The organism is Bacillus sp. EB106-02-03-XG38, from assembly GCF_058792175.1.
The window spans coordinates 275,277-296,735 of sequence record NZ_JBYTED010000003.1 but is presented as its reverse complement, the minus strand read 5'-3'; the positions used below and the strand labels follow the sequence as shown (position 1 = coordinate 296,735).

Below are 21,459 nucleotides of genomic sequence, written 5' to 3'. Positions count from 1 at the left end.
ATATAAAGGGGTGGTTTAAACATATGCAACCTACTACACAACTTCCGCACGAACAAAAACAATCCATGTCATGGGGACAATTTATCCCCTCTACTCTATTTGCATTTTGGGGCACTGGTTTTATAACTGCATTCCTTATACTCCCACTAATAATGTATAAAAGTATATTTGCAGATAAAACACAAATCGCCTTATACGAATCTATTATAGATACGACAGGTACTGCACTACAACTGATTATTCTATTGTTTTTCATATTTAAATACGAGCCTGCCAAAAGATTATTATTACCATCATTTGACTTTAGTGTATTAAAAAAATGTCGTACATACGCATACTTGTTCATTATCTTTTCATTAAGTATCCTTTTCAATTTATTCGTATTACAACACATATTTCCAGATGCATCAGAAGAACAATCGTCTGCGTTAAACTTACATATTTTAAGCCAATATCAAATATTGTTATTTACCGGGTCCGCAATACTTACACCCATTTTTGAAGAACTCATTTTCAGAGGTTTTATGCTTCGCTTCTTCTCAGAACGGTTCCCATTCTGGATTGCTGCAATTTTGACAAGTTTATTTTTCGGAGCCGCCCATACATACTCACTCGGGATAATGGTGAGTGCGTTCTTCGCAGGGCTAATGATGGCTTTTTTATACAGAAAAACAAATTCCATCATTCCAACCATACTATTTCATATTATAAATAATATAGTAGCACTTTTAAGTTAAAGAGAGATATCATCACGATTTCTCTCTTTACTCTTTTATAACAACTTCAAATTCCTCTTTCTTCAACATTTTTCAATAATTCGGATCGTTATTTCTCATTTATTTATTAATAATATCCAAAATAAAAAGCAGGGAAATTAATTCCCTGCTTTTCTATTTGGTTTATTACCTGATGGTAAGAAGAACGATAACACCCAAGCAATCCCTGCCAGTATCGTTGCAATTAAGAAGGCATCGTTAATACCGTTAATTGCAGATAGCTTTGAAATTTGTCCATATAATAGTTGCGTGCTCATAGCATCTCCTGCTTGCGCTGATCCAGCTAAGGCCGCTAAGCTTTGCCCCATGCCGTGTACTTTATCAACTAAAATTGGATTTGAAGTTGTTAACATGTTGCCGTAATCTGCTACGTGAGCAGTCGTTTGTTGCGTCATAAGGGTAATTAATATCGCCGTTCCAATTGAACCAGCTACTTGTCTTGACGTATTTTGCGTTGCTGTACCGTGAGAAATTAATTTCATCGGCAGCGCGTTCATACCAGCCGTCATAATTGGCATCATAATGAATGACATACCAATTGAACGTATAATATAATCCGTCATAATAACGCTATACGGTGTATCCATCGATAATTTTGTAAATTCATATGTCGCATACGTCGTAATCGCCAATCCAATTATCGCTAATGGACGAATGCCATATTTATCGAATAATTTACCCGCTACTGGTCCCATGATCCCCATAATTAATGATCCTGGAAGAAGTAGTAAACCAGATTCAATTGGCGTAAAGCCACGAATGTTTTGCAGATATACTGGAAGCAATAACATACCTCCGAATAATGCCATCGTAACGATTGCATTAATTACTAAAGTAAAAGTAAATACTGGGTATTTAAATACTTGTAAATCAAGCATTTTATTGTCCGTTGTTAACTCTCTCCAAATAAATAGCGCTAAACCAATTACACCGATAACAAGTGAAATAATAACTTCTGCGCTAGTCCAACTATTATTTCCAGCTTCACTAAATCCGTACAATAAGCTTCCTAGTCCAATACTTGAACTAACAACACCAAATATATCTAATTTCGTTTTAGACACTGGCTGAGCTAGTGTAAAGAATTTTAAAGATAGGAACGTAATAATTAAACCGATAATAAACATCGCATAGAACATTAAGTTCCAGCTGTAATTTTCAATTACCCAACCTGTTACAGTCGGTCCAATAGCTGGAGCTAAAATCATCGCTACACCTAGTAACCCCATCGCCGCTCCGCGCTTATGAGGCGGGAATAACGTCATGAAGATATTCATACCAACCGGCATTAAAATACCCGCACCAACCGCTTGAATAACACGGCCCGTCATCATCATCGTAAAGTTTCCGGAAGTAGCACAAATGATAGATCCTACCGTGAAGAATAACATTGCTGCTACGAATAATTTACGATACGTAAATCGTGAAACTAAAAAGGCACTAATCGGTACTAAAATACCATTTACAAGCATGAAACCTGTAATTAACCATTGTGCTGTTGAAGTTGATACGTTAAATTCATTCATTAACGGAGGCAATGCAACATTAATGATTGTTTGGTTTAAAATAGAAACGAACATGCCGAGAATTAATACAGCTACAACTGCTTTTACGTTCACATTCTCTACAGGTGTAGACATTTGTTTTTTCGGCACTTCTTTTACTTCTTCTTGCTTTCCTGTTTCTAACTCAACTACATTAGAAATTTTCGATTCTTGCTCTCGTTCAATTTCTTTCTCTTCTGTTTCTACCTTACTTACTTCTATTTTATTTACGGCTGGGACTTGTTCTTCTCCCACGTTCGTTTTTTTCTTTCGTAAAAGACGATTTACAAGGAAGAAGACGATTATACAAAATAGTGCATATCCTGCAATTGCAATTGAGGACATCTCATCTCCCCCTTACTTATGAATACGAACTGACACATTCATTCCAGGAACAATATTTACTGATTTACTATGATCTAAAGAAATTTTAACTGGTACTACTTGTGTTACTTTCGTATAGTTCGCTGTTGCGTTGCTTGATGGTAACATAGAGAATGTGTTCGCTGTTGTTAATCCAACTTGCTCTACTTTTCCTGATAACGTTGTATCTGGGTATGCATCTACATACACATCTACATCTTGACCTTTTTGTACATCGTCAACATCTGTTTCTTCAATGTTTGCTGTTACCCATAAATTGTTCATATCAAATGCATAAGCAATTGGGCTACCTGCTCCAACGAAAGCATTTGTCGTCGCGTTTGATTGTACAACTGTTGCATTTTGTGGAATTGTTACATCTACTGTTTGTTCTCCATTTGCTGCCGCTACAGTAACAGCGCCTAATTTATCGTTCTCATTGTAGTTCTTACCTACTTCAGCTTTCCAGTCAGTTAATTTACCTGCTACTGGTGATGCAATCGGAATTACCTTTCCATCAATTTTTGCATTGTCTGTTTTTAAGTAATTTTCTGCTTGATTGTAATAGTAGTAACCGCCAATACCGCCGCCAACTAGTACAATTAATGTGATAACGTTAATAATCACCATTCTTCGAAACTGATTCATTGCATTCCTCTCCTTATATCGCATATAATTTTTTTCTAAACTATTTACGTCCTTATTGTTTAGACTGTTTAATTGTTAATTATATTAACTTTTAAACAAAAAAATCACACCATCTGCGGTGTAAATCGAAATTTATCTACCTGCGAGCGGTGCTGATTTCTGAAGGACTATCGTTTATAATTATAAATAATTATTTCGAATCTACAACCGACAATTTACGTATGAAATGTCGCTTAAACAACAATATAATACCAATATGTTGTTTAAGTATAGAAAATTAAACGAGGGGAAGTAAAAATGTCTATTAAAAATACAAATGATCCACGTGTAAAACGGACGAGACAACTCATACAGGATGCTTTTGTCGCTTTAGTAGGCGAAAAAGGATTTGACGATGTAACTGTTCAACATATTGCAGAACGTGCTCCTGTAAATCGTGCTACGTTTTATAGCCATTACCACGATAAATATGACTTACTAGACAAAAGCATCGAAGAAATGTTAGAAAAATTAACTGAAGTTATTAAACCCAAAAATAGAAATAAAGAAGAGTTTCAACTTACATTTGATTCACCACATCCGACGTTTTTAGCTTTGTTCGAGCATATCGCAGAAAATGTGAACTTCTATAACGTTATGCTTGGTGACAAAGCTGCTGGAAACTACTCTTATAAAATGATGAAAACGATACAAACACATTTAACATTAAGTTTATCTATTTCACAACCAGATGATAAAGATCTGATGGTTCCTCGTGATATTTTGATTAGTTATGTAACAGGAGCTCATATCGGGATGATTATGTCATGGTTAAAAAGAGGAATGATATATACCCCGCATTTTATGGCTATGCAATTAACTCGTTTAATTATTTTAGGAGCTCATACTGCGGCAGGGTTAGAGAGACCTTTTTAAAACGTAAAAAAGCGAAGGAGCACCTCCTTCGCTTTTTCTATTAATTAAATGTAATGTTATGTACAGCCTCTTTATCAAGACGTTTAATAACTTCTACAATTAACTTCACTGCATTTTCATAGTCATCACGATGTAACATTGCTGCATGAGAATGGATGTAGCGCGTTGCAATCGTAATGGCCATAGACGGAATACCATTTACAGCAATATGGATTGCACCTGCATCCGTTCCGCCGCCTGCTACTGAATCATATTGGTATGGAATTTCCAATTCATCAGCAACATCAACTACAAAGTCACGTAAACCTGTATGACCAATAACAGAAGCATCATATAAAATGATCTGTGGTCCATCACCCATTTTACTTTGCGCTTCTTTTGACGTTACACCAGGTGTGTCACCAGCGATACCAACATCTACTGCGAACGCGATATCTGGTTTAATATAGTTTGCAGATGTTTTCGCACCACGAAGACCAACTTCTTCTTGTACAGTCCCTACGCCGTATACAACGTTTGGATGCTTTTCATCTTTTAATTGTTTTAATACGTCAATTGCAATTGCACAACCAATTCGGTTATCCCATGCTTTTGCAAGTAACATTTTTTCATTCTTCATCACTTGGAATTCAAAGTAAGGTACAACTTGATCTCCTGGTCGTACGCCCCACTCCATTGCTTCTTCTTGGCTAGAAGCACCAATATCAATGAACATATCTTTAATTTCAACTGGCTTTTTACGCGCTTCTGGAGGTAAGATGTGCGGTGGTTTTGAACCAATTACACCTGTTACATCTCCTTTACGTGTTACAATTGTCACGCGCTGTGCAAGCATAACTTGTGACCACCAGCCACCAACTGTTTGGAAACGAAGGAAACCTTTGTCATCAATTTGCGTGATCATAAAGCCAACCTCATCTAAGTGACCTGCAACCATAATTTTCGGGCCGTTTTCTTCCCCTACTTTTTTCGCAACTAAACTTCCTAAATTATCAGTAGAAAGTTCGTCCGCGAACGGCTCAATATATTTCTTCATTACTTCGCGTGGTTCACGCTCGTTACCCGCAATACCACGTGCATCTGTTAATTCTTTTAGCATTGTCAATGTCTCGTCTAATTTTGTCATTGCCAACACCCTCCTTTTTCTTCAGTCACTTCATTATACAAAAGGAAATTGAAATATTCAAAAATTAACTTAGTATCCTTGTGTTTGACGCTGATGATTTACTTCGTTTTTATCTAAGTATGCCTTTTCGATCTCTTCTTGTTCAAACTCAAGCGCTTGTCCAAGTCGAAGGTAGCTTGTAAATAATTCAATATAGTTCGTAATAGATGGTTGATCTGTAAAACGAATTACCTTCGCATATGTGTCTAAGAAAATTTCTACTTGTGTTTTATTCGTCTGTGCACACTTATAGAATAGGAAATTTTTATCAATACCTAAATCAATTCCGATTGATAAAATAAAATGTAAACCATCTACGTATTCTTCTAGTATCACTTCACGTTCTGATGCTGGTTTGTTGCTCCAATATTTAAAACAACGTGTTTCATTTGCAAGTTCTCCAATTTCTACAAGAAGAGCTAACATTTTTTCTTTTAACAACTTTTTCGGTTGTAAGTCATGCTCCTTCACAATACGGTCATCTAATTCTTTTTGTAATTTAAATAGTTGTAGTAAGTCCATTCTATTGTCCTCCTCCAACATCGCATTATACGCAACAATGTTGTTTCATCTCAAAGTTCATTATTATTTTTCGTCTCTTATTAATAAGTCAGCCATTTACCTCTTTACAAAATAGCTTGTCCTTAATTTACAAATACGTTTCAGTCATCAATATTAGATTGTCCACTCCGATTGGTGGCAGTTAATCATTATACGTGGATTGTCCACTAATAAAAAATTTTATTTTATCTGATGAAAGTTCCATATCATCTTTCCATTATAGCAGTGTCGTTTCAGGTAGGAAAGATACTCTTCTTTCCAAAGAGATAGAATTAAAAAAAGCCAGGAGGATTCTCCTGGCTTCATATGTATATTCTTCTATATTGCTATAGCTTTTATATTGATTTTGTCATATCTCTCTTTGTATACAAACAAAAAACCTTAGAAGAAAAATCTTCTAAGGTTTCAACTAATTAATTAGTTAATGTTGTTTTTTGCAACTGTTGCTAATTCAGCGAAAGCTTTTTCGTCATGAACAGCTAAGTCAGCAAGCATCTTGCGGTTAACTTCGATGCCAGCATTTTTAAGACCGTGCATTAAGCGGCTGTAAGAAAGACCATTCATACGAGCTGCTGCGTTGATACGTGTAATCCATAATTTACGGAAGTCACGTTTCTTTTGACGGCGGTCACGGAATGCATACATTAGAGATTTCATAACCTGTTGGTTAGCAACCTTGAATAATGTATTTTTTGAACCGTAGTAACCTTTTGCTAATTTAATTACTTTTTTACGACGTTGACGAGTAACTGTACCACCTTTTACTCTTGGCATAATATTACCTCCTAATTGTTCTATATATCAGCCGAACTTATTTTAAGTTGTCAAGCATTTGACGAATGCGTTTGAAGTCACCAGCGCTTACTACACCAGCTTTACGTAGTTTACGTTTAGCTTTTGTAGATTTGTTAGCGAATAAATGGCTTGTGTAAGCGTGAGAACGTTTCAGTTTACCTGATCCAGTCTTTTTGAAACGCTTTGCAGCGCCGCGATGAGTTTTTTGTTTAGGCATAGGTATTTCCTCCTCTATCTATTACTTATCGTTTTTCGGTGCTAAAACTAAGAACATACTGCGTCCTTCCATTTTAGGCTTAGATTCGATTGTACTAACTTCAGCACAAGCTTCTGAGAAGCGATCTAAAACACGTTGACCGATTTCTTTATGAGTAATGGCACGTCCTTTAAAGCGAATTGACGCTTTAACCTTGTCGCCTTTCTCTAAAAACTTGATAGCATTACGAAGTTTTGTGTTAAAGTCGTGTTCATCAATTGTTGGACTTAAACGAACTTCTTTCATGCTAATTACTTTTTGATTTTTGCGCTGTTCTTTTTCTTTCTTCTGTTGCTCAAAGCGGAATTTACCGTAGTCCATAATGCGGCATACTGGCGGTTTCGCATTTGGAGCAACTAATACTAAATCAAGATTAAGATTTGCAGCTAAGTCTAAAGCGTCATTACGAGACTTGATTCCAAGTTGATCGCCATTTGCACCAACTAAACGTACTTCACGTGCACGAATTTGCTCGTTAATCATCATATCCTTGCTAATAGTAAGCCACCTCCAAGGTTTTCTCAGAACATAGTTTGTAGTCATAGAACCCGACAAAAAAAGTGCGGGCATACGACACCCACACTTGTAAAATCTTAAGTAAGAAATACATTTACCTGTAAACTGCGAATGCGTCCATCAGGTGAGAAGCGGGTGCTTCTACTTGTTCCACAAAACAATATTCTATTATCCTTGATGAGTTTATCATAGGACATGACGTCTGTCAAGAAGACGCTATGTGTTTTACTAACAACAAGAAATATTGTAACAAACAACTAACATACTTGCAATACTTTTTTACGATAAGTATTGTTTGGTTATTTTTTCTAATTTTTCTCTTTTATAATACATAAGAAAGCCGCGGTATACCGCGGCTTTTTCTTATCGTTTTCCTTCTACTTTAATCATATCAACAAAAGCATCTAATGCGATTGTTTCTGATTTTTGTTCACCATATTTACGTACGTTTACGCCGTTTTCAGTTACTTCATTGTCACCTACTACAAGCATGTACGGAATTTTTTGCATTTGCGCTTCACGGATTTTGTAACCAATTTTCTCTTCACGAGTGTCTAATTCAACACGGATACCAGCACGGCGTAACTCATCTTGTACTTTCTTCGCATAGTCTAAATGTACTTGCGGAGAAACTGGAATTACTTGTGCTTGAACTGGAGCTAGCCAAGTTGGGAATGCACCTTTGTATTCTTCAATTAAGAAGGCTACGAAACGTTCCATAGTTGATACAACACCACGGTGAATTACAACTGGACGATGTTGTTTACCGTCTTCACCAACGTAAGCTAATTCAAAGCGTTCTGGAAGTAAGAAGTCTAATTGTACAGTTGAAAGTGTTTCGTCTTTTCCAAGAGCAGTACGAACTTGAACGTCAAGTTTTGGACCGTAGAATGCTGCTTCACCTTCAGCTTCATAGTAATCAAGACCCATTTCATCCATAGCTTCTTTTAACATACCTTGTGCTTTTTCCCACATCTCATCATCAGCATAGTACTTTTTAGTATCAGCTGGGTCACGATAAGATAGACGGAATGAATAGTTCTCTAAACCGAAATCTTTGTACACTTCTAGAGTTAAGTTTACAACACGTTTTAACTCTTCTTTAATTTGATCTGGGCGAACGAAAATGTGCGCATCGTTTAAAGTCATTCCGCGTACACGTTGTAATCCAGATAACGCACCTGACATTTCATAACGGTGCATTGTTCCAAGTTCCGCAATACGGATTGGTAATTCACGATAGCTGTGAATATCGTTTTTATAAACCATCATATGGTGAGGGCAGTTCATTGGACGAAGAACTAACTCTTCATTATCCATTTCCATTGATGGGAACATACCATCACGGTAGTGGTTCCAGTGACCAGAAGTTTCATAAAGCTCTCTGCTTCCTAGTACTGGAGTGTATACGTGATCATAGCCTAAGCTTGCTTCTTTATCAACGATGTAACGCTCGATAATGCGGCGGATAGTTGCACCCTTTGGTAACCAAAGTGGTAAACCTTGTCCTACTTTTTGGCTATTAGTAAATAGTTTTAATTCTTTACCTAATTTACGGTGATCGCGCTCTTTCGCTTCTTCAAGCATACGTAAGTGCTCATCTAATTCTGCTTTCTTAACGAATGCAGTACCGTAAATACGTTGTAGCATTTTATTATTGCTATCGCCGCGCCAGTAAGCACCAGCAACGCTTAATAATTTAAATACTTTAATTTTCCCTGTAGATGGAAGGTGAACACCACGGCAAAGGTCGAAGAATTCGCCTTGCTCATAGATTGAAATAACCGCATCTTCTGGAAGGTCGTTAATTAAATCTAATTTTAACTCATCGCCGATTTCTTCAAAGCGACGAATTGCTTCTGCACGTGGTACTTCATGACGAACGATTTCTAAGTTCTCGTTCACAATTTTTTGCATTTCTTTTTCGATTTTTTTGAAGTCTTCAACTGTAATTGCTTCTTCCATATCAATATCGTAGTAGAAGCCATTTTCAATTACTGGACCAATGCCAAGCTCAACCTTAACATCTTTATATAAACGTTTTAACGCTTGCGCTAAAAGGTGGGCTGTTGAGTGGCGTAAAATGTATAAGCCATCTTCAGAATCTAATGTAATAATAGAAACTGCACCATCTTCTTCGATTGGTGTAACAAGATCGATCATCTCATCGTTTAATTTTCCAGCCACAGCTTTTTTCTTTAAGCCTGGGCTAATAGAAGCTGCGATTTCTTCAGTTGTTACGCCTTTTGGAAACTCCTTCACAGCTCCATCAGGGAAAGTAATTTTAACTACATCTGCCATCACTGGTCACTCCTCTTTTTGTCAAAATAAAAAACACTCATCCCGTAAAAAGGGACGAGTGTTGAATTCGTGGTTCCACCCTTGTTCCAATTAACCTTATTGTTAATTGCTCAAGTTCAACATAACGGTGTTGTCCGTTAGCAATTACTAGAAAAAACGTTCACTGCTAAAGTTTAGAGGTGGTAAGTAATAATCCCGTACTAGGAAGCTCACACCCTAAGGCTTCCCTCTCTGAAAATCGTAGAAAACTACTCATGTCCTCATCATGACATTTCAATATATTTCATTTATGTAGGTAATTATATGCTCAAAAACTTAGAAAATCAAGGGCGTTACCTTTATTTTTTAAATTTTTCACATTGCGCTCAAACTCATGTAATCCATGTAATTGTACCCGTTCTTGAAATACATTTCGCAAAGTAATAATCATATTATGGTCTTGTTCTTTCGTGTATAAATAAATTTTTTTCGGCGAAATAGAGAGAAGTGGCGCAATTACTTTCGTATCAATATATACATCCTTTTGCTTCAATAATTCCTCATCTATATATTGAACCAATTTCTCCTGTTTTAAACGTCTACCTTTATCATCATAGAAAATAAAGCTTTCATCAAAAATAAGATGCACGCAGGACAAACGTGATTTCCGGCTACGCACTTGTTGTCTTAGTGTCTCAATAAACATTTGATATTCTTGTTCCAACTTATACTCATCAATTGACACTTCAGCAAGCTTAGCTACCATTTCCCTATATGTACGAAGGCGAAAACGAACATATGATGAAAACGAGAACGAAAGCGGATCACAAAGCCAGTTATTTAAAGAAGTTTTAATATATGATTCAAATGTGTGACGCGTTAATTCACGAGCAATCCCTTTTCTTCTTCCCTTTAAAATCTCATGTGCCATATGCAATATTTGATGACACTCTTCCTCTTCTTCATAAAAGAACTTCTCTTTTAATATTGTATATATCCACTCATTTTGTTTCACATTCACAATGAAATATACCATTACTGGCAATAAAATCTTTTCAATATAATTCGATTCACATACTGGTATATGAATCACCACTTTTTGTTCCTGTAAATACACACTCGTTTCCTTATATAACAGTTCCGCTCTTTTCAGTAGTTGTCTATATACATGCATAGCATCATTTTTTTCTTCGAAGCAAATTTCAATCACTTTTGTCCCCCCTTTTATCCCTGCTCTAAAGGACTGTATCTATACGTTACAAATCCTATAAGAGTCTGTTCCGCGTGAAGTTCACTCTTAGTAGAATTACATTTCTTATCGTTAGAAAATCCTCTCGATATGGCTTGCTAATTTTATATATATTAAGGGAGGGAGAAAAAAATGATACAAGCTACTAGGAATTTTCAATAACATTTTACAATTCAACTACTTCGAAAAGCATTTAATACAAAAAAGAGCAAGCTTCTCAGCTTGCTCTTTACTTATGACGTCGGTTTTTCCCGCCAATTGGAATTGGCTTCGCTAAATATTTAATTCGTTCCATAATACGCGCTGCTTTCATTTGTTCTGCTTCACCGCGTTGTGTATACGTTAAATGATGTTCCAATTCCTTGAAATCAAAGTTAGACGTAAAGAACGTCGGTAAGTTTTCTAACATACGGAATTGCAAAATCGCACCAAGCACATCATCACGCACAAAGCTTGACATCGCTTCCGCTCCAATGTCATCTAACATTAAAACTTGTACGCGTTTCACCGCATCAATCTTTTCCCCAATTGAATTATCTTGAATCGAACTTTTAATTTCACGTAAAAATTCAGGGAAGTATACGAGCATCGAACTTATTTTCTTTCGAGCAAGCTCATTCGCAATTGCTCCTAACAAATACGTTTTCCCTACACCAAATTTACCGTACAAATATAAACCTTGTACTTTTTTACCAGGTTCATATGTACTTAGGAATTCATTAGCTGCACCAATTGCATCAATACGTGCATCTAAATCTGATGGATCTAAGTTTTCCATCGTTGCCTGTAAAATGTCAGTTGGCATATATACACTTTGAACGAGCTTTTCATATTTCTTTCTCTCATCATATGCTACTTTTCTAACGCAACGATCGTATTGAATATCGATCATCTTCCCTTGGATAACGAGCTTTGGCTCATATCCTTGCAGCATGTTTTTACACGAACCTAAATCCGGACAATCCGCGCAACCTACACTTTGTCCAATATATTCGTATAATTTCACAAGACTGCGCTCAATCATAGAAGTTGTCACTTCACCTTGATGTTCGTCTATAAATTCTTTCACACGCGGATGTGCCATTACTTCCGCCTTTAATACTTCATATCTATTTTTAAAATTTTCATTTTCCATTAACTTTGCAAATGAATTTTGAATATGCTCCATTTTCTCACCTCAAAGAGCGTTCATTCTCTTCTATTAATCACGCTTATATTTTTTTAACACTTCTTCTAGTCGTTTTCGTTCATCATCTAACGTACTTGCATCTTTCTTCTTACTTACATCTTTCTTCACTGTTTCTTTCGGTTGTTCTTTCGGCTCTTCTTTCAGCCAATCTGGTACCATTTCTTGTCGTACCGTTTTCTTCGACGTACGACCTTTTTTCTTAGTCTCAGCCCAATCTTGATATTGACGATTCTCTTCTTTCGCTAATGCCATTGCTTCAGCTACTGTACCGACCTTTTTACGTGCCCAATGCCCCGCAATCTTCTCCACATACGTTTTCGCAAGTTTCATATCCGAGCGTAGCATAACGTAATAAATAAGTACATTCACAACACCTGGTGTTAATTTTTGATTGATCATTACATCTTCAACGATTTGCAAGTCAGCTTTCGTTGCCTCTGCACCGCCAGAGATTTCTTTCAATAACTGCTTTGGTGAGATTTCCTCTAACTGTTTGATTAACATCTCTTCTTGCGTAGAAGGCTCTTTCTCTTTCATCATACGTGCAGCGTGAGGCTGTACTCTTTCACTTAATACAGGTAACGCTTGACCGTTTTCGAACTGATACCAATCACGTGCTCCTTTTCTAAGCCTTTCGATATCAATTGTCTGCATCTCTGTCACCGCACCAAGAACGATGTTTTGCATTGATAACACATCTACATCATACACGTAAGCAAGTGTAATGACACATTCTCGCACTTGATCTGTAATCGCCTTTTTAGGAACAAGAGCGGACAAGCCATCTACAAATAAGGAGAAATCAAAGAAATCATTCCAAACTTTCGGAGTGTCTCCCTTTTCATTACTTGGCATTGCTGTCGCTTTTGGAATACGAAGGTCTTCCTGCGCATGCTCAAGCTGTCCTGGATTAAACGAACCAAACACATCATTAAAAGAACGCGTAACATTTTCATAAGATACAAAATCAAATTCTTCTTCTAAGAAATATTGCTTTACTTGATTATATTTTGTCCGACTCAATCGATTGTATAAAAAGATACTTAAAACAATATCATCAAAGAACTGCTTCGGAGATAAAGGTGGTTGCAGCTCATATATAAACATTCGAATATCTTTTTCTTTCTTAATATATACTTTCAAAAGCCCAATTGCCTCTAACTTTACTCGTTCCTCATATATTTCGGGAAGTTGCATTTGCATGGTCACCATAAGGGAATGATGCGTATTCTCTTTTCCAAACACACGGTCTTGCTCTAACTCTCCCCATAGCGTCATGTACAAGCTAAAAGCTCTACTACCTATTAACGGCTGATACAACATCGTTAACACTTTTCGGTCGTAATTATGCAATAACCCTTTCGCACTTACTTTATAACGATCAATCGGCAATAGCTCCATCCATGACTGTTTTTCCATTCTTGCTTTTCCTTTCTCTCATCCAATCTATCCTCTACTTCATTCAATCTTCATTATATAATTTCTTAGCGAAAAAGAGCTATTAGCTTTCGCTTCTAGCTCTCTTATCTCATTACTTACGGTATGTAAAGAGAATACAATACAAATTCTACTCTCTTTCTTTTTGCAGTATATCTTTTAATTCTTCAATAAATACATTTAAATCTTTAAATTGGCGATATACAGAAGCAAAACGTACGTAGGCAACATCGTCGATATCACGCAGTTCTTCCATAACAATTTCACCAATCATATCACTTTTCACTTCTGATATACCTAAATTACGAAGTTCACGTTCCACACTTTGAGTTACTTCTTCTAATTGTCTTAAAGATACTGGTCTTTTTTCACACGCTTTAATTAACCCGCGTAAAATCTTTTCTTTATTAAACTCTTCTCGTGTACCTTCTTTTTTTACAACGATAAGAGGTGACTCTTCTACTCTTTCAAATGTCGTAAAGCGGCTTAAACAGCTTTCACACTCTCTCCTTCTTCGAATAGAGCGCCCCTCGTCTACCGGACGCGAATCTAACACTCTTGTACCATTATGAGAACAGGATGGACAACGCAATATATTCACTCCTTTACACTATACTCTTTATTTTTCTCTACTTACTTCATCTGACAATATATATACATTATTATATAACTCATTCTAACTCTCTTACCACTTTAAGTTGAAGCGCATTATTTTACCACCTCATTTTCGAAAATAAGATGGTAGATGGAATGCTACCTTATTCGTAAGAGCTCCATTTATTCAACTAACGAGTACGTTATATTTTCCCTTTTTTATAAACTAAAAAAGAGGTGCATTATACACCTCTTTACATTTTAAATCAATTATGTTCTTTTTTAAAGAGCTTTTGTTTCTCTCTGCTTAATTTCGAAGCTACCAGTGCCTCGAGGAAGCTCGATGCTCTCACGCGTTTTCGCGTTTAAACCTTCTGCAATATATTCTGCAGCAACATTTGGATCAATACGATCCCCACAAGTATAAACATCAATACTCGCGTAACCGTGCTCCGGAAAGCTATGAATTGTTAAATGTGATTCCGAGATAATTACTACTCCACTTACACCTTGTGGTGCAAATTTATGGAAAGCTACCTCACGCACTTCAGCACCAGCTCTTAGTGCTGCATCCACAAATAATTGTTCAATATACGGCATGTCATTAAGCTTGTCGAAATCGCAATCCCAAAGTTCAGCGATCACGTGACGACCCATCGTATCCATAGTATCCATTCTACAGTTCCCCCTTGTAAATTTATTCTAACTGTTCGAATTGAAAACTAATTTGCAATTTGGCTTGCTCCACTACCACGGGGGAAAGTTAGTCCAGAGAGGTCCTAACCCTTTAAGTAGTGACTACGTACCTCAGCTCTTAAGTTTACGAGTGTTAGTATACTTTGTTTATTTTCATTTTGCAACAACAGTTTTTTCGATTTTCTGTCATATTTTCCTCTTTACTTTTCCCTAAAAAAAATAAATGATTCACAAATACAGTAATCACAACGTTTCGTGGTATGTCCACTTCCAAAAATATACCCATATAATTTTTTTCCTTTTCAGAAAAAAATAAAAAAAAGAGGGCAAATATTCACTTGCCCTCTCCCTTATTCACTTAAATATGTTGCACATTTTCTTGTTTCGCTAATTCTTCAACAACTAACGTTACAAGATCTACAACACGACGAGAGTAGCCCCACTCGTTATCATACCAAGCAAGTACTTTTACTTTGCGATCACCCATTACCATTGTAGATAAACCATCAATAATAGCTGAATGTGTATTTGTATTAAAGTCAATAGATACTAAAGGCTCTTCGCTGAATTCTACAATACCTTTTAATGCACCGTTTGCAACAGTTTTGAATGCTTCATTAATAGCTTCAACTGTCACATCACGTTTTACATCTACTACTAAGTCAACAAGAGACACGTTTGGTGTTGGTACACGAAGTGCCATACCATGAAGTTTTCCGTTTAAGTGCGGAAGAACTTTTGCAAGCGCTTTCGCAGCACCTGTCGTTGTCGGAATGATTGATTGTCCGCAAGCACGTGCTCTTCTTAAATCTTTATGTGGGTTATCAATATTTTTTTGGTCATTTGTATAAGCGTGAACTGTCGTCATTAAACCGTTTTCAATTCCAAACTGCTCATCTAACACCTTAACAACAGGCGCTAAACAGTTTGTTGTGCAAGATGCATTTGAAATAACAGTATGTTTTGTAATATCTAATTGGTCTTCGTTCACACCAACTACAATTGTTACATCTTCATTTTTACCAGGCGCTGTTAAAATAACTTTTTTCGCTCCAGCTTCAACATGAAGAATTGCTTTTTCTTTTGAATTAAATTTACCAGTTGCTTCAATTACAACTTCAACACCTAGATCTGTCCAAGGCAATTCCTTTGGATCGCGGTTGTTTAAAAGGCGAATCATTTTCCCATCAACTAATAAATGATCTTCAAATGCTTCTACTGTTCCGTCAAACTTGCCGTGAACTGTATCATATTTAATTAAATGTGCTAACGTTTCAGATGGATAGCTTGCATTGATTGCTACAATTTCGAATGCGCTTTCTTTTATTGCCTGACGAAATACCATTCTCCCAATACGTCCAAATCCATTAATTGCCACACGAGTCATAATATGTTATCCCCCTTGAATGCGTTATACTATTTATCTCCAATCCCAATAATAGTATAACACAAAAAGGGGATATGTCACTAAGCATTTTCATTAATTTCACAATTTTTTAGTCAATAATGTTCCAATCCTTTAAAATCACCTGTAATTGTGTTTTCGTTCCCATAATTGTGCCATCATTATTTATCACTTCATCTGCATGTTTCACTTTTTCTTCTAACGGCATTTGAGATTGAATACGTGCTGTTGCTTCTTCTTCTGAAAAATTATTTCGTTTCATTAAACGCTCTAATTGCGTATGCGGCTTAACTGCTACAACTAATACGCGGTCAACGAGACTTGTTAAGTTGCTTTCAAATAAGAGAGGAATATCTAACACAACCGCTTGCGCACCTTCTTTTATGTACATTTCCTTTTGTCTATTCATTTCCTCACGCACTGCAGGGTGAACAATTTTGTTTAACTGCAATCGTTTTTCTTCATTATAGAAAACAACACTTCCTAATTTTGGACGATCCAGCTCTCCATCTCCTTGTAATACTTCCGCTCCAAACACTTCTACTATTTTGTTATATGCTGGTTTCCCTTGCTCTACAACTTCTCTTGCAATAATATCCGCATCAATAACTGGTATACTCAGTTCACGAAACATTTGAGACACTGTACTTTTTCCACTTGCAATGCCTCCTGTTAATCCAATTACTACTGTCATAATAGTCCTCCTCACAATATAAAAGGCGCGAAACTAATGTTCCACGCCCATACTTACATTTTCCAAATTCCAATAATAATGAGTAATACCCCAGGCAGGAATGTAAATTTTTGTAACCACTTCATATTTGATAAAACCGTTCCAAGTTTCATTCCAATAAATAAAAACAAAGAACTCATAACCGCAACTAATACCGCCATCATAGCAGGGGCATACCCTAATAAAGATGCACCAATTCCGGCACCGAACGAATCTATAGAAAGAGCGATACCAAGAAGCAATGCTTCTCCTGCAGAAATAGTCCCTGATTTATCAAAATCTGCCACAGTCGGTTTCCGTAAAATTTGAATCACTAGCCCGAGTGAAGCAATTTCTAATTTCCAAACTTTCTCCTCTTGCTTCTGTTCTTCTTTTTTCTCACTTCGAAAAAATTGGTATAATACCCAAATTCCGATTCCAATAAGAACAAGCCCACCGATACGCGTTGCGATAACAGGTGAAAATACTTTCGCGATCATATGTCCAATTCCCATTGAAACAAGCATAACAGCCGCTGAACACATCCCGATAATTATAATTGATCTTAGTGGAATTCTTACACTTCTTAAACCATATGTTAGCCCTACACTACAGCTATCTAAGCTTAATGTAAAAGCTAATAAAATAAGAGATAAATAAAGGTACATCGGTAAGCTCCTCCCTTATACATAGCTCTGCTGTATGTATATGACAAATGCCTATCCGATGTTATCTCTTTTCTATATTCTTGGCTGGCAAATCGGGCAGTAATGCGTTCCTCTTCCGCCAACAACTGTTTTTTCTAATATCGTACCGCAAGTTACACACGGTTCTCCTTTTTTTCCGTATACATTTAGAAGTTCCTGGAACGAACCAATTTGCCCTTGCGAGTTAATATACGTTCGAATTGTACTACCGCCACGCTTTACTGCTTCGCCTAGCGTTGTAACAGTCGCCTCATAAATCCGCTCAATTTCTTCTGCTGTTAAAGACGATGCTTCTCGCTCTGGGTGAATTTGAGAACGGAATAAAACTTCATCTACATATATATTTCCAAGCCCCACTAAAAGACGTTGATCTAATAATACAACTTTTATTTTGCGATTTGTTTTTTGCAATCTCTCTTGTAAATACTGTGGTGTCAATTCAGCATCAAATGGCTCCGGACCTAAGTCAGCAAGAGGCATTTGCTGCAACTCTTCACCTTTTTTAAAGAGATGCATCGTCCCAAACTTTCTCACATCTTTATAATGTAATTCCGTTCCATCTGTAAATAAGAAACGGACGTGCGTATGCTTATCAATTGGCTCATCCTCTTGATGCAATAAAAACTTACCTTCCATACGCAAATGTGAAACAATAACATAATTCGTTACATATAAAAGCAAAAACTTTCCTCTTCGCTTTATATTTTCAATCTTCTCGCCTTTAAGCATTTCTTTAAAGATTTCTACATCATCCGGTCGTTTTACTATTTTTGGATATGTAACAATGACATCCTCAATTGTTTTTCCTGTTACAAGATTTTCAAGTGTCCGTCTGACGTTTTCAACCTCTGGTAATTCAGGCATCTCATCACTTCCTTATTTTGCGTCGTACCAAGTTGGACCGTAAGAATAATCAACTTTTAGCGGAACTGCGAGTTCAATTGCATGCTCCATTACTTCTGGTACAAGCTTCTCTAATTTTTCAATTTCTTCTTTTGGTGCTTCAAATATCAATTCATCGTGTACTTGCAGAAGAAGACGCGCTTGTAATCCTTCTTCTTCTAAACGATCTGCCATAATAATCATCGCTTTTTTAATAATATCTGCTGCAGTACCTTGAATTGGCGTATTCATAGCTGTACGCTCAGCAAAGCTACGTAAATTGAAATTACGACTCGTAATTTCCGGAATGTAACGGCGGCGATTTAATAATGTAGCCACATATCCTTTTTGTTTCGCATCTTTTACGATGTCATCCATGTATTCTTGTACACCAGGGAAACTTTCTAAATACTTTTCAATAAATTCCGCTGCTGCTTTTCTTGTAATTCCTAAGTTTTGTGAAAGACCATAATCACTAATACCATATACAATTCCGAAGTTAACAGCTTTCGCTTGTCTTCTCATATTTGAAGTCACTTCATCTTTTTCAACGCCAAATACATCCATCGCTGTTTTCGTATGAATATCCATATCATGTTGGAACGCGTCAACTAGCCCTTTATCATTTGCAATATGAGCTAATACACGAAGTTCAATTTGTGAATAATCCGCTGCGTACATAATCCATCCTTCTTCTGATGGAACGAATGCCTGACGAATCTTTCTTCCCTCTTCTAATCGAATCGGGATATTTTGCAAGTTTGGATCCGTTGAACTTAATCGGCCCGTTTGCGTTAATACTTGATTGAAACGAGTATGGATTTTAGATGTGTCTTCATGTACAACTTTTAATAAACCTTCAATATACGTTGAGTTTAGTTTCCCTAATTGACGGTAATGTAAAATATTTGGAATAATTTCATGGTGATCCATCAGCTTATCTAGTACATCAGCTGACGTAGAATAACCTGTTTTCGTCTTTTTAATAACTGGTAAGTTTAAGTTCTCAAACAGAATAACACCAAGTTGCTTCGGTGAATTAATATTAAATTCTGTTCCCGCAAGCTTATAAATTTCCTGTTCCATTTCCTTTAATCTACCTGCAAGCTCTTCCCCCATATTACGAAGACGCTCTGTATCAACTTTTACACCTTTCACTTCCATATCAGCTAATACACGTGCAAGTGGTAATTCTAACTCGGTAAACAGTTCATATTGCTCATTCTTTTCTAACTCTTCAACGAATGTTTGCTTTACATCGTATAACACATGCACTTTACGAGCTACATGCTCCGCTACTATCTCTAGCTCTGGAACAGCACGCTTCGCACCTTTTCCGTAAACTTCTTCATCAGATTTCACAGCATGCGTTTCTTTCATTTTCGCTACAGTACGGAAATCTTTATCCGTATCAGCTGGATCAAGTAAATAAGCAGCGATTAATAGATCAAAATCAATTCCTTGCATATCTATATCGTTCCATTTCAGTGCAACGATCGCACGCTTCGCATCAAATGTATGCTTTTTCATTTCTCCATCTGCAAGCCACTCTTTAAAAGCGTCTGACTTAAGAGCGATGTCTGTTTGAATAAAATAACAGCCATTTTCATTTTGAATACCGAAACCTTGAATGTCTGCTTTATGATAGTTATCTTCTTGCACTTCAACAATAAGCGCACTATCTTGCTGAAGCATCTCATCTGTAACTTCTTCCACAATATCAAATGTAATATCATCTAATTCAGCTGGGGCCGTTTCTTCTGGCGTAACACCTAATTTATTTAAAAGAGATGTAAACCCTAAATTCTCAAACATCGGAATGACATCACTTGCTTCATACCCTTTATACTCCATATCATCCACATGCACAGTAATCGGCGCATCTGTAATAATCGTTGCCAGATCTTTACTCATAAGGGCTTGGTCTTTATTTGCTTCCAGTTTTTCTTTTAATTTCTTCCCGCTTACTTGATCTATATTTTCATACACTTCTTCAACCGTTCCAAACTGTGTTAACAATTTAATCGCAGTTTTTTCACCAACTCCTGGTACACCTGGAATATTATCTGATTGGTCTCCCATTAAACCTTTCATATCGATAATTTGCTTTGGTGATAAGCTGTATTTCTCAAATAAAGCTTCTTTCGTATATTCATCTACTTCTGTAATCCCTTTTCGAGGAATACATACAAGTGTGTTATCAGAAACAAGTTGAAGTAAATCTTTATCTCCTGAAATAACTTTTACATTTGCTCCTTGTTCACTCGCTTCTTTCGCTAACGTTCCCATAATGTCATCCGCTTCATAATTTTCAAGCTCATAACGCGGTACATTGAATGCATCTAGCATCTCACGAATAAACGGGAATTGCTCTGATAATTCAGGTGGAGTCTTTTGACGTCCTCCTTTATAATCACTATATGTTTTATGACGGAATGTCGTTTTCCCCGCATCAAACGCTACTAACATATGCGTCGGTTTTTCTTCCTCTAATATTCTCATTAACATCATTGTAAAACCGTAAATTGCGTTCGTATGTATACCTTTGTCGTTATTTAAAAGCGGTAGTGCAAAGAAAGCACGATACGCGATATTATTACCATCTACTAATACGACCTTTTTTTCCAAATCAGAAACCTCCCCATGCAAATTTGAAATGATTTTTTTCACAGAAAAAAACCGTTCCTTTCCTCTCTCTATATTAACATGACTAATAGAGAGAAGAGAAATAACGGCTATTTTCTATCATATATAAAAACGTTTACTAAT

General features: G+C 36.5%; 20 protein-coding genes and 2 other annotated features. Of the genes, 2 read left to right on the top strand and 18 right to left on the bottom strand.

Annotated features, from left to right (window positions below; genetic code table 11):
• Nucleotides 1-23 precede the first annotated feature (23 nt).
• Nucleotides 24-737, top strand: coding sequence for a CPBP family intramembrane glutamic endopeptidase (locus AC3WTI_RS16020; RefSeq protein ID WP_087957136.1), 714 nt, complete (start codon nucleotides 24-26; stop codon nucleotides 735-737).
• A 137-nt stretch (nucleotides 738-874) separates the two neighbouring features.
• On the opposite strand, the gene AC3WTI_RS16015 is transcribed toward AC3WTI_RS16020, so the two are convergent.
• Nucleotides 875-2,665: a DHA2 family efflux MFS transporter permease subunit gene (locus tag AC3WTI_RS16015; RefSeq protein ID WP_087957137.1), complete on the bottom strand. Its 1,791-nt coding sequence runs from the start codon at nucleotides 2,663-2,665 to the stop codon at nucleotides 875-877.
• A 12-nt stretch (nucleotides 2,666-2,677) separates the two neighbouring features.
• Nucleotides 2,678-3,331, bottom strand: a complete 654-nt coding sequence (locus tag AC3WTI_RS16010) for an HlyD family secretion protein (protein WP_087957138.1) — start codon at nucleotides 3,329-3,331, stop codon at nucleotides 2,678-2,680.
• Nucleotides 3,332-3,628: 297 nt separating this feature from the next.
• On the opposite strand from AC3WTI_RS16010, the gene AC3WTI_RS16005 reads away from it, so the two are divergent.
• On the top strand, nucleotides 3,629-4,246 hold the full coding sequence (locus AC3WTI_RS16005) for a TetR/AcrR family transcriptional regulator (protein ID WP_000023655.1): 618 nt from the start codon (nucleotides 3,629-3,631) through the stop codon (nucleotides 4,244-4,246).
• A 40-nt stretch (nucleotides 4,247-4,286) separates the two neighbouring features.
• Here AC3WTI_RS16005 and AC3WTI_RS16000 read toward each other — a convergent pair whose 3' ends face one another.
• From AC3WTI_RS16000 to polA, 16 genes are all read right to left on the bottom strand, one after another.
• Nucleotides 4,287-5,372, bottom strand: coding sequence for a M42 family metallopeptidase (locus AC3WTI_RS16000; protein ID WP_087957139.1), 1,086 nt, complete (start codon nucleotides 5,370-5,372; stop codon nucleotides 4,287-4,289).
• 69 nt (nucleotides 5,373-5,441) lie between these two features.
• Complete coding sequence (locus AC3WTI_RS15995; protein WP_000365057.1) at nucleotides 5,442-5,933, bottom strand: dUTP diphosphatase; 492 nt, start codon at nucleotides 5,931-5,933, stop codon at nucleotides 5,442-5,444.
• Between the two features lie 456 nt (nucleotides 5,934-6,389).
• Nucleotides 6,390-6,746 carry a 50S ribosomal protein L20 gene (gene rplT, locus AC3WTI_RS15990; protein WP_001138362.1) on the bottom strand — a complete coding sequence of 119 codons (357 nt, stop codon included), beginning with the start codon at nucleotides 6,744-6,746 and terminating at the stop codon, nucleotides 6,390-6,392.
• A 37-nt stretch (nucleotides 6,747-6,783) separates the two neighbouring features.
• Nucleotides 6,784-6,984, bottom strand: a complete 201-nt coding sequence (rpmI, locus tag AC3WTI_RS15985) for a 50S ribosomal protein L35 (RefSeq protein ID WP_001125945.1) — start codon at nucleotides 6,982-6,984, stop codon at nucleotides 6,784-6,786.
• A gap of 21 nt (nucleotides 6,985-7,005) precedes the next feature.
• The gene (infC, locus tag AC3WTI_RS15980; RefSeq protein WP_000973214.1) at nucleotides 7,006-7,509 is read right to left on the bottom strand and encodes a translation initiation factor IF-3; all 504 of its coding nucleotides are present in this window, start codon (nucleotides 7,507-7,509) and stop codon (nucleotides 7,006-7,008) included.
• Between the two features lie 62 nt (nucleotides 7,510-7,571).
• Nucleotides 7,572-7,692: a sequence feature (ribosomal protein L20 leader region), on the bottom strand.
• Nucleotides 7,693-7,902: 210 nt separating this feature from the next.
• The gene (gene thrS / locus AC3WTI_RS15975) at nucleotides 7,903-9,840 is read right to left on the bottom strand and encodes a threonine--tRNA ligase (RefSeq protein WP_000786081.1); all 1,938 of its coding nucleotides are present in this window, start codon (nucleotides 9,838-9,840) and stop codon (nucleotides 7,903-7,905) included.
• Nucleotides 9,841-9,887: 47 nt separating this feature from the next.
• Nucleotides 9,888-10,116: a binding site (T-box leader), on the bottom strand.
• A gap of 31 nt (nucleotides 10,117-10,147) precedes the next feature.
• Nucleotides 10,148-11,029: a putative sporulation protein YtxC gene (gene ytxC, locus AC3WTI_RS15970; protein ID WP_048531606.1), complete on the bottom strand. Its 882-nt coding sequence runs from the start codon at nucleotides 11,027-11,029 to the stop codon at nucleotides 10,148-10,150.
• A gap of 268 nt (nucleotides 11,030-11,297) precedes the next feature.
• Complete coding sequence (gene dnaI / locus AC3WTI_RS15965) at nucleotides 11,298-12,236, bottom strand: primosomal protein DnaI (RefSeq protein WP_087957140.1); 939 nt, start codon at nucleotides 12,234-12,236, stop codon at nucleotides 11,298-11,300.
• Nucleotides 12,237-12,269: 33 nt separating this feature from the next.
• On the bottom strand, nucleotides 12,270-13,676 hold the full coding sequence (locus AC3WTI_RS15960) for a replication initiation and membrane attachment family protein (protein WP_097840820.1): 1,407 nt from the start codon (nucleotides 13,674-13,676) through the stop codon (nucleotides 12,270-12,272).
• Nucleotides 13,677-13,824: 148 nt separating this feature from the next.
• The gene (gene nrdR, locus AC3WTI_RS15955; RefSeq protein ID WP_001203687.1) at nucleotides 13,825-14,286 is read right to left on the bottom strand and encodes a transcriptional regulator NrdR; all 462 of its coding nucleotides are present in this window, start codon (nucleotides 14,284-14,286) and stop codon (nucleotides 13,825-13,827) included.
• A 284-nt stretch (nucleotides 14,287-14,570) separates the two neighbouring features.
• Nucleotides 14,571-14,954: an adenosylmethionine decarboxylase gene (speD, locus tag AC3WTI_RS15950; RefSeq protein ID WP_002003660.1), complete on the bottom strand. Its 384-nt coding sequence runs from the start codon at nucleotides 14,952-14,954 to the stop codon at nucleotides 14,571-14,573.
• A 388-nt stretch (nucleotides 14,955-15,342) separates the two neighbouring features.
• Nucleotides 15,343-16,371 (bottom strand): glyceraldehyde-3-phosphate dehydrogenase, encoded by a 1,029-nt coding sequence (locus AC3WTI_RS15945; RefSeq protein ID WP_000198979.1) that lies wholly within the window; start codon nucleotides 16,369-16,371, stop codon nucleotides 15,343-15,345.
• A 109-nt stretch (nucleotides 16,372-16,480) separates the two neighbouring features.
• The gene (gene coaE / locus AC3WTI_RS15940) at nucleotides 16,481-17,083 is read right to left on the bottom strand and encodes a dephospho-CoA kinase (RefSeq protein ID WP_087957142.1); all 603 of its coding nucleotides are present in this window, start codon (nucleotides 17,081-17,083) and stop codon (nucleotides 16,481-16,483) included.
• A gap of 53 nt (nucleotides 17,084-17,136) precedes the next feature.
• A complete protein-coding gene (gene ytaF, locus AC3WTI_RS15935; protein WP_087957143.1) occupies nucleotides 17,137-17,769 on the bottom strand; it encodes a sporulation membrane protein YtaF in 633 nt (210 codons plus the stop codon).
• A 72-nt stretch (nucleotides 17,770-17,841) separates the two neighbouring features.
• The gene (mutM, locus tag AC3WTI_RS15930) at nucleotides 17,842-18,672 is read right to left on the bottom strand and encodes a DNA-formamidopyrimidine glycosylase (protein WP_087957144.1); all 831 of its coding nucleotides are present in this window, start codon (nucleotides 18,670-18,672) and stop codon (nucleotides 17,842-17,844) included.
• Nucleotides 18,673-18,684: 12 nt separating this feature from the next.
• Complete coding sequence (gene polA, locus AC3WTI_RS15925) at nucleotides 18,685-21,318, bottom strand: DNA polymerase I (RefSeq protein ID WP_142286672.1); 2,634 nt, start codon at nucleotides 21,316-21,318, stop codon at nucleotides 18,685-18,687.
• Between the last annotated feature and the right edge of the window lie 141 nt (nucleotides 21,319-21,459).

What these genes read in the sequence shown, in the direction of transcription:
- AC3WTI_RS16020 (WP_087957136.1), top strand. Translation starts at nt 24, where the DNA reads ATGCAACCTACTACACAACTTCCGCACGAACAAAAACAATCCATGTCA.
- AC3WTI_RS16015 (WP_087957137.1), bottom strand. Translation starts at nt 2,665, where the DNA reads ATGTCCTCAATTGCAATTGCAGGATATGCACTATTTTGTATAATCGTC.
- AC3WTI_RS16010 (WP_087957138.1), bottom strand. Translation starts at nt 3,331, where the DNA reads ATGAATCAGTTTCGAAGAATGGTGATTATTAACGTTATCACATTAATT.
- AC3WTI_RS16005 (WP_000023655.1), top strand. Translation starts at nt 3,629, where the DNA reads ATGTCTATTAAAAATACAAATGATCCACGTGTAAAACGGACGAGACAA.
- AC3WTI_RS16000 (WP_087957139.1), bottom strand. Translation starts at nt 5,372, where the DNA reads ATGACAAAATTAGACGAGACATTGACAATGCTAAAAGAATTAACAGAT.
- AC3WTI_RS15995 (WP_000365057.1), bottom strand. Translation starts at nt 5,933, where the DNA reads ATGGACTTACTACAACTATTTAAATTACAAAAAGAATTAGATGACCGT.
- rplT (WP_001138362.1), bottom strand. Translation starts at nt 6,746, where the DNA reads ATGCCAAGAGTAAAAGGTGGTACAGTTACTCGTCAACGTCGTAAAAAA.
- rpmI (WP_001125945.1), bottom strand. Translation starts at nt 6,984, where the DNA reads ATGCCTAAACAAAAAACTCATCGCGGCGCTGCAAAGCGTTTCAAAAAG.
- infC (WP_000973214.1), bottom strand. Translation starts at nt 7,509, where the DNA reads ATGATGATTAACGAGCAAATTCGTGCACGTGAAGTACGTTTAGTTGGT.
- thrS (WP_000786081.1), bottom strand. Translation starts at nt 9,840, where the DNA reads ATGGCAGATGTAGTTAAAATTACTTTCCCTGATGGAGCTGTGAAGGAG.
- dnaI (WP_087957140.1), bottom strand. Translation starts at nt 12,236, where the DNA reads ATGGAGCATATTCAAAATTCATTTGCAAAGTTAATGGAAAATGAAAAT.
- AC3WTI_RS15960 (WP_097840820.1), bottom strand. Translation starts at nt 13,676, where the DNA reads ATGGAAAAACAGTCATGGATGGAGCTATTGCCGATTGATCGTTATAAA.
- speD (WP_002003660.1), bottom strand. Translation starts at nt 14,954, where the DNA reads ATGGATACGATGGGTCGTCACGTGATCGCTGAACTTTGGGATTGCGAT.
- AC3WTI_RS15945 (WP_000198979.1), bottom strand. Translation starts at nt 16,371, where the DNA reads ATGACTCGTGTGGCAATTAATGGATTTGGACGTATTGGGAGAATGGTA.
- coaE (WP_087957142.1), bottom strand. Translation starts at nt 17,083, where the DNA reads ATGACAGTAGTAATTGGATTAACAGGAGGCATTGCAAGTGGAAAAAGT.
- ytaF (WP_087957143.1), bottom strand. Translation starts at nt 17,769, where the DNA reads ATGTACCTTTATTTATCTCTTATTTTATTAGCTTTTACATTAAGCTTA.
- mutM (WP_087957144.1), bottom strand. Translation starts at nt 18,672, where the DNA reads ATGCCTGAATTACCAGAGGTTGAAAACGTCAGACGGACACTTGAAAAT.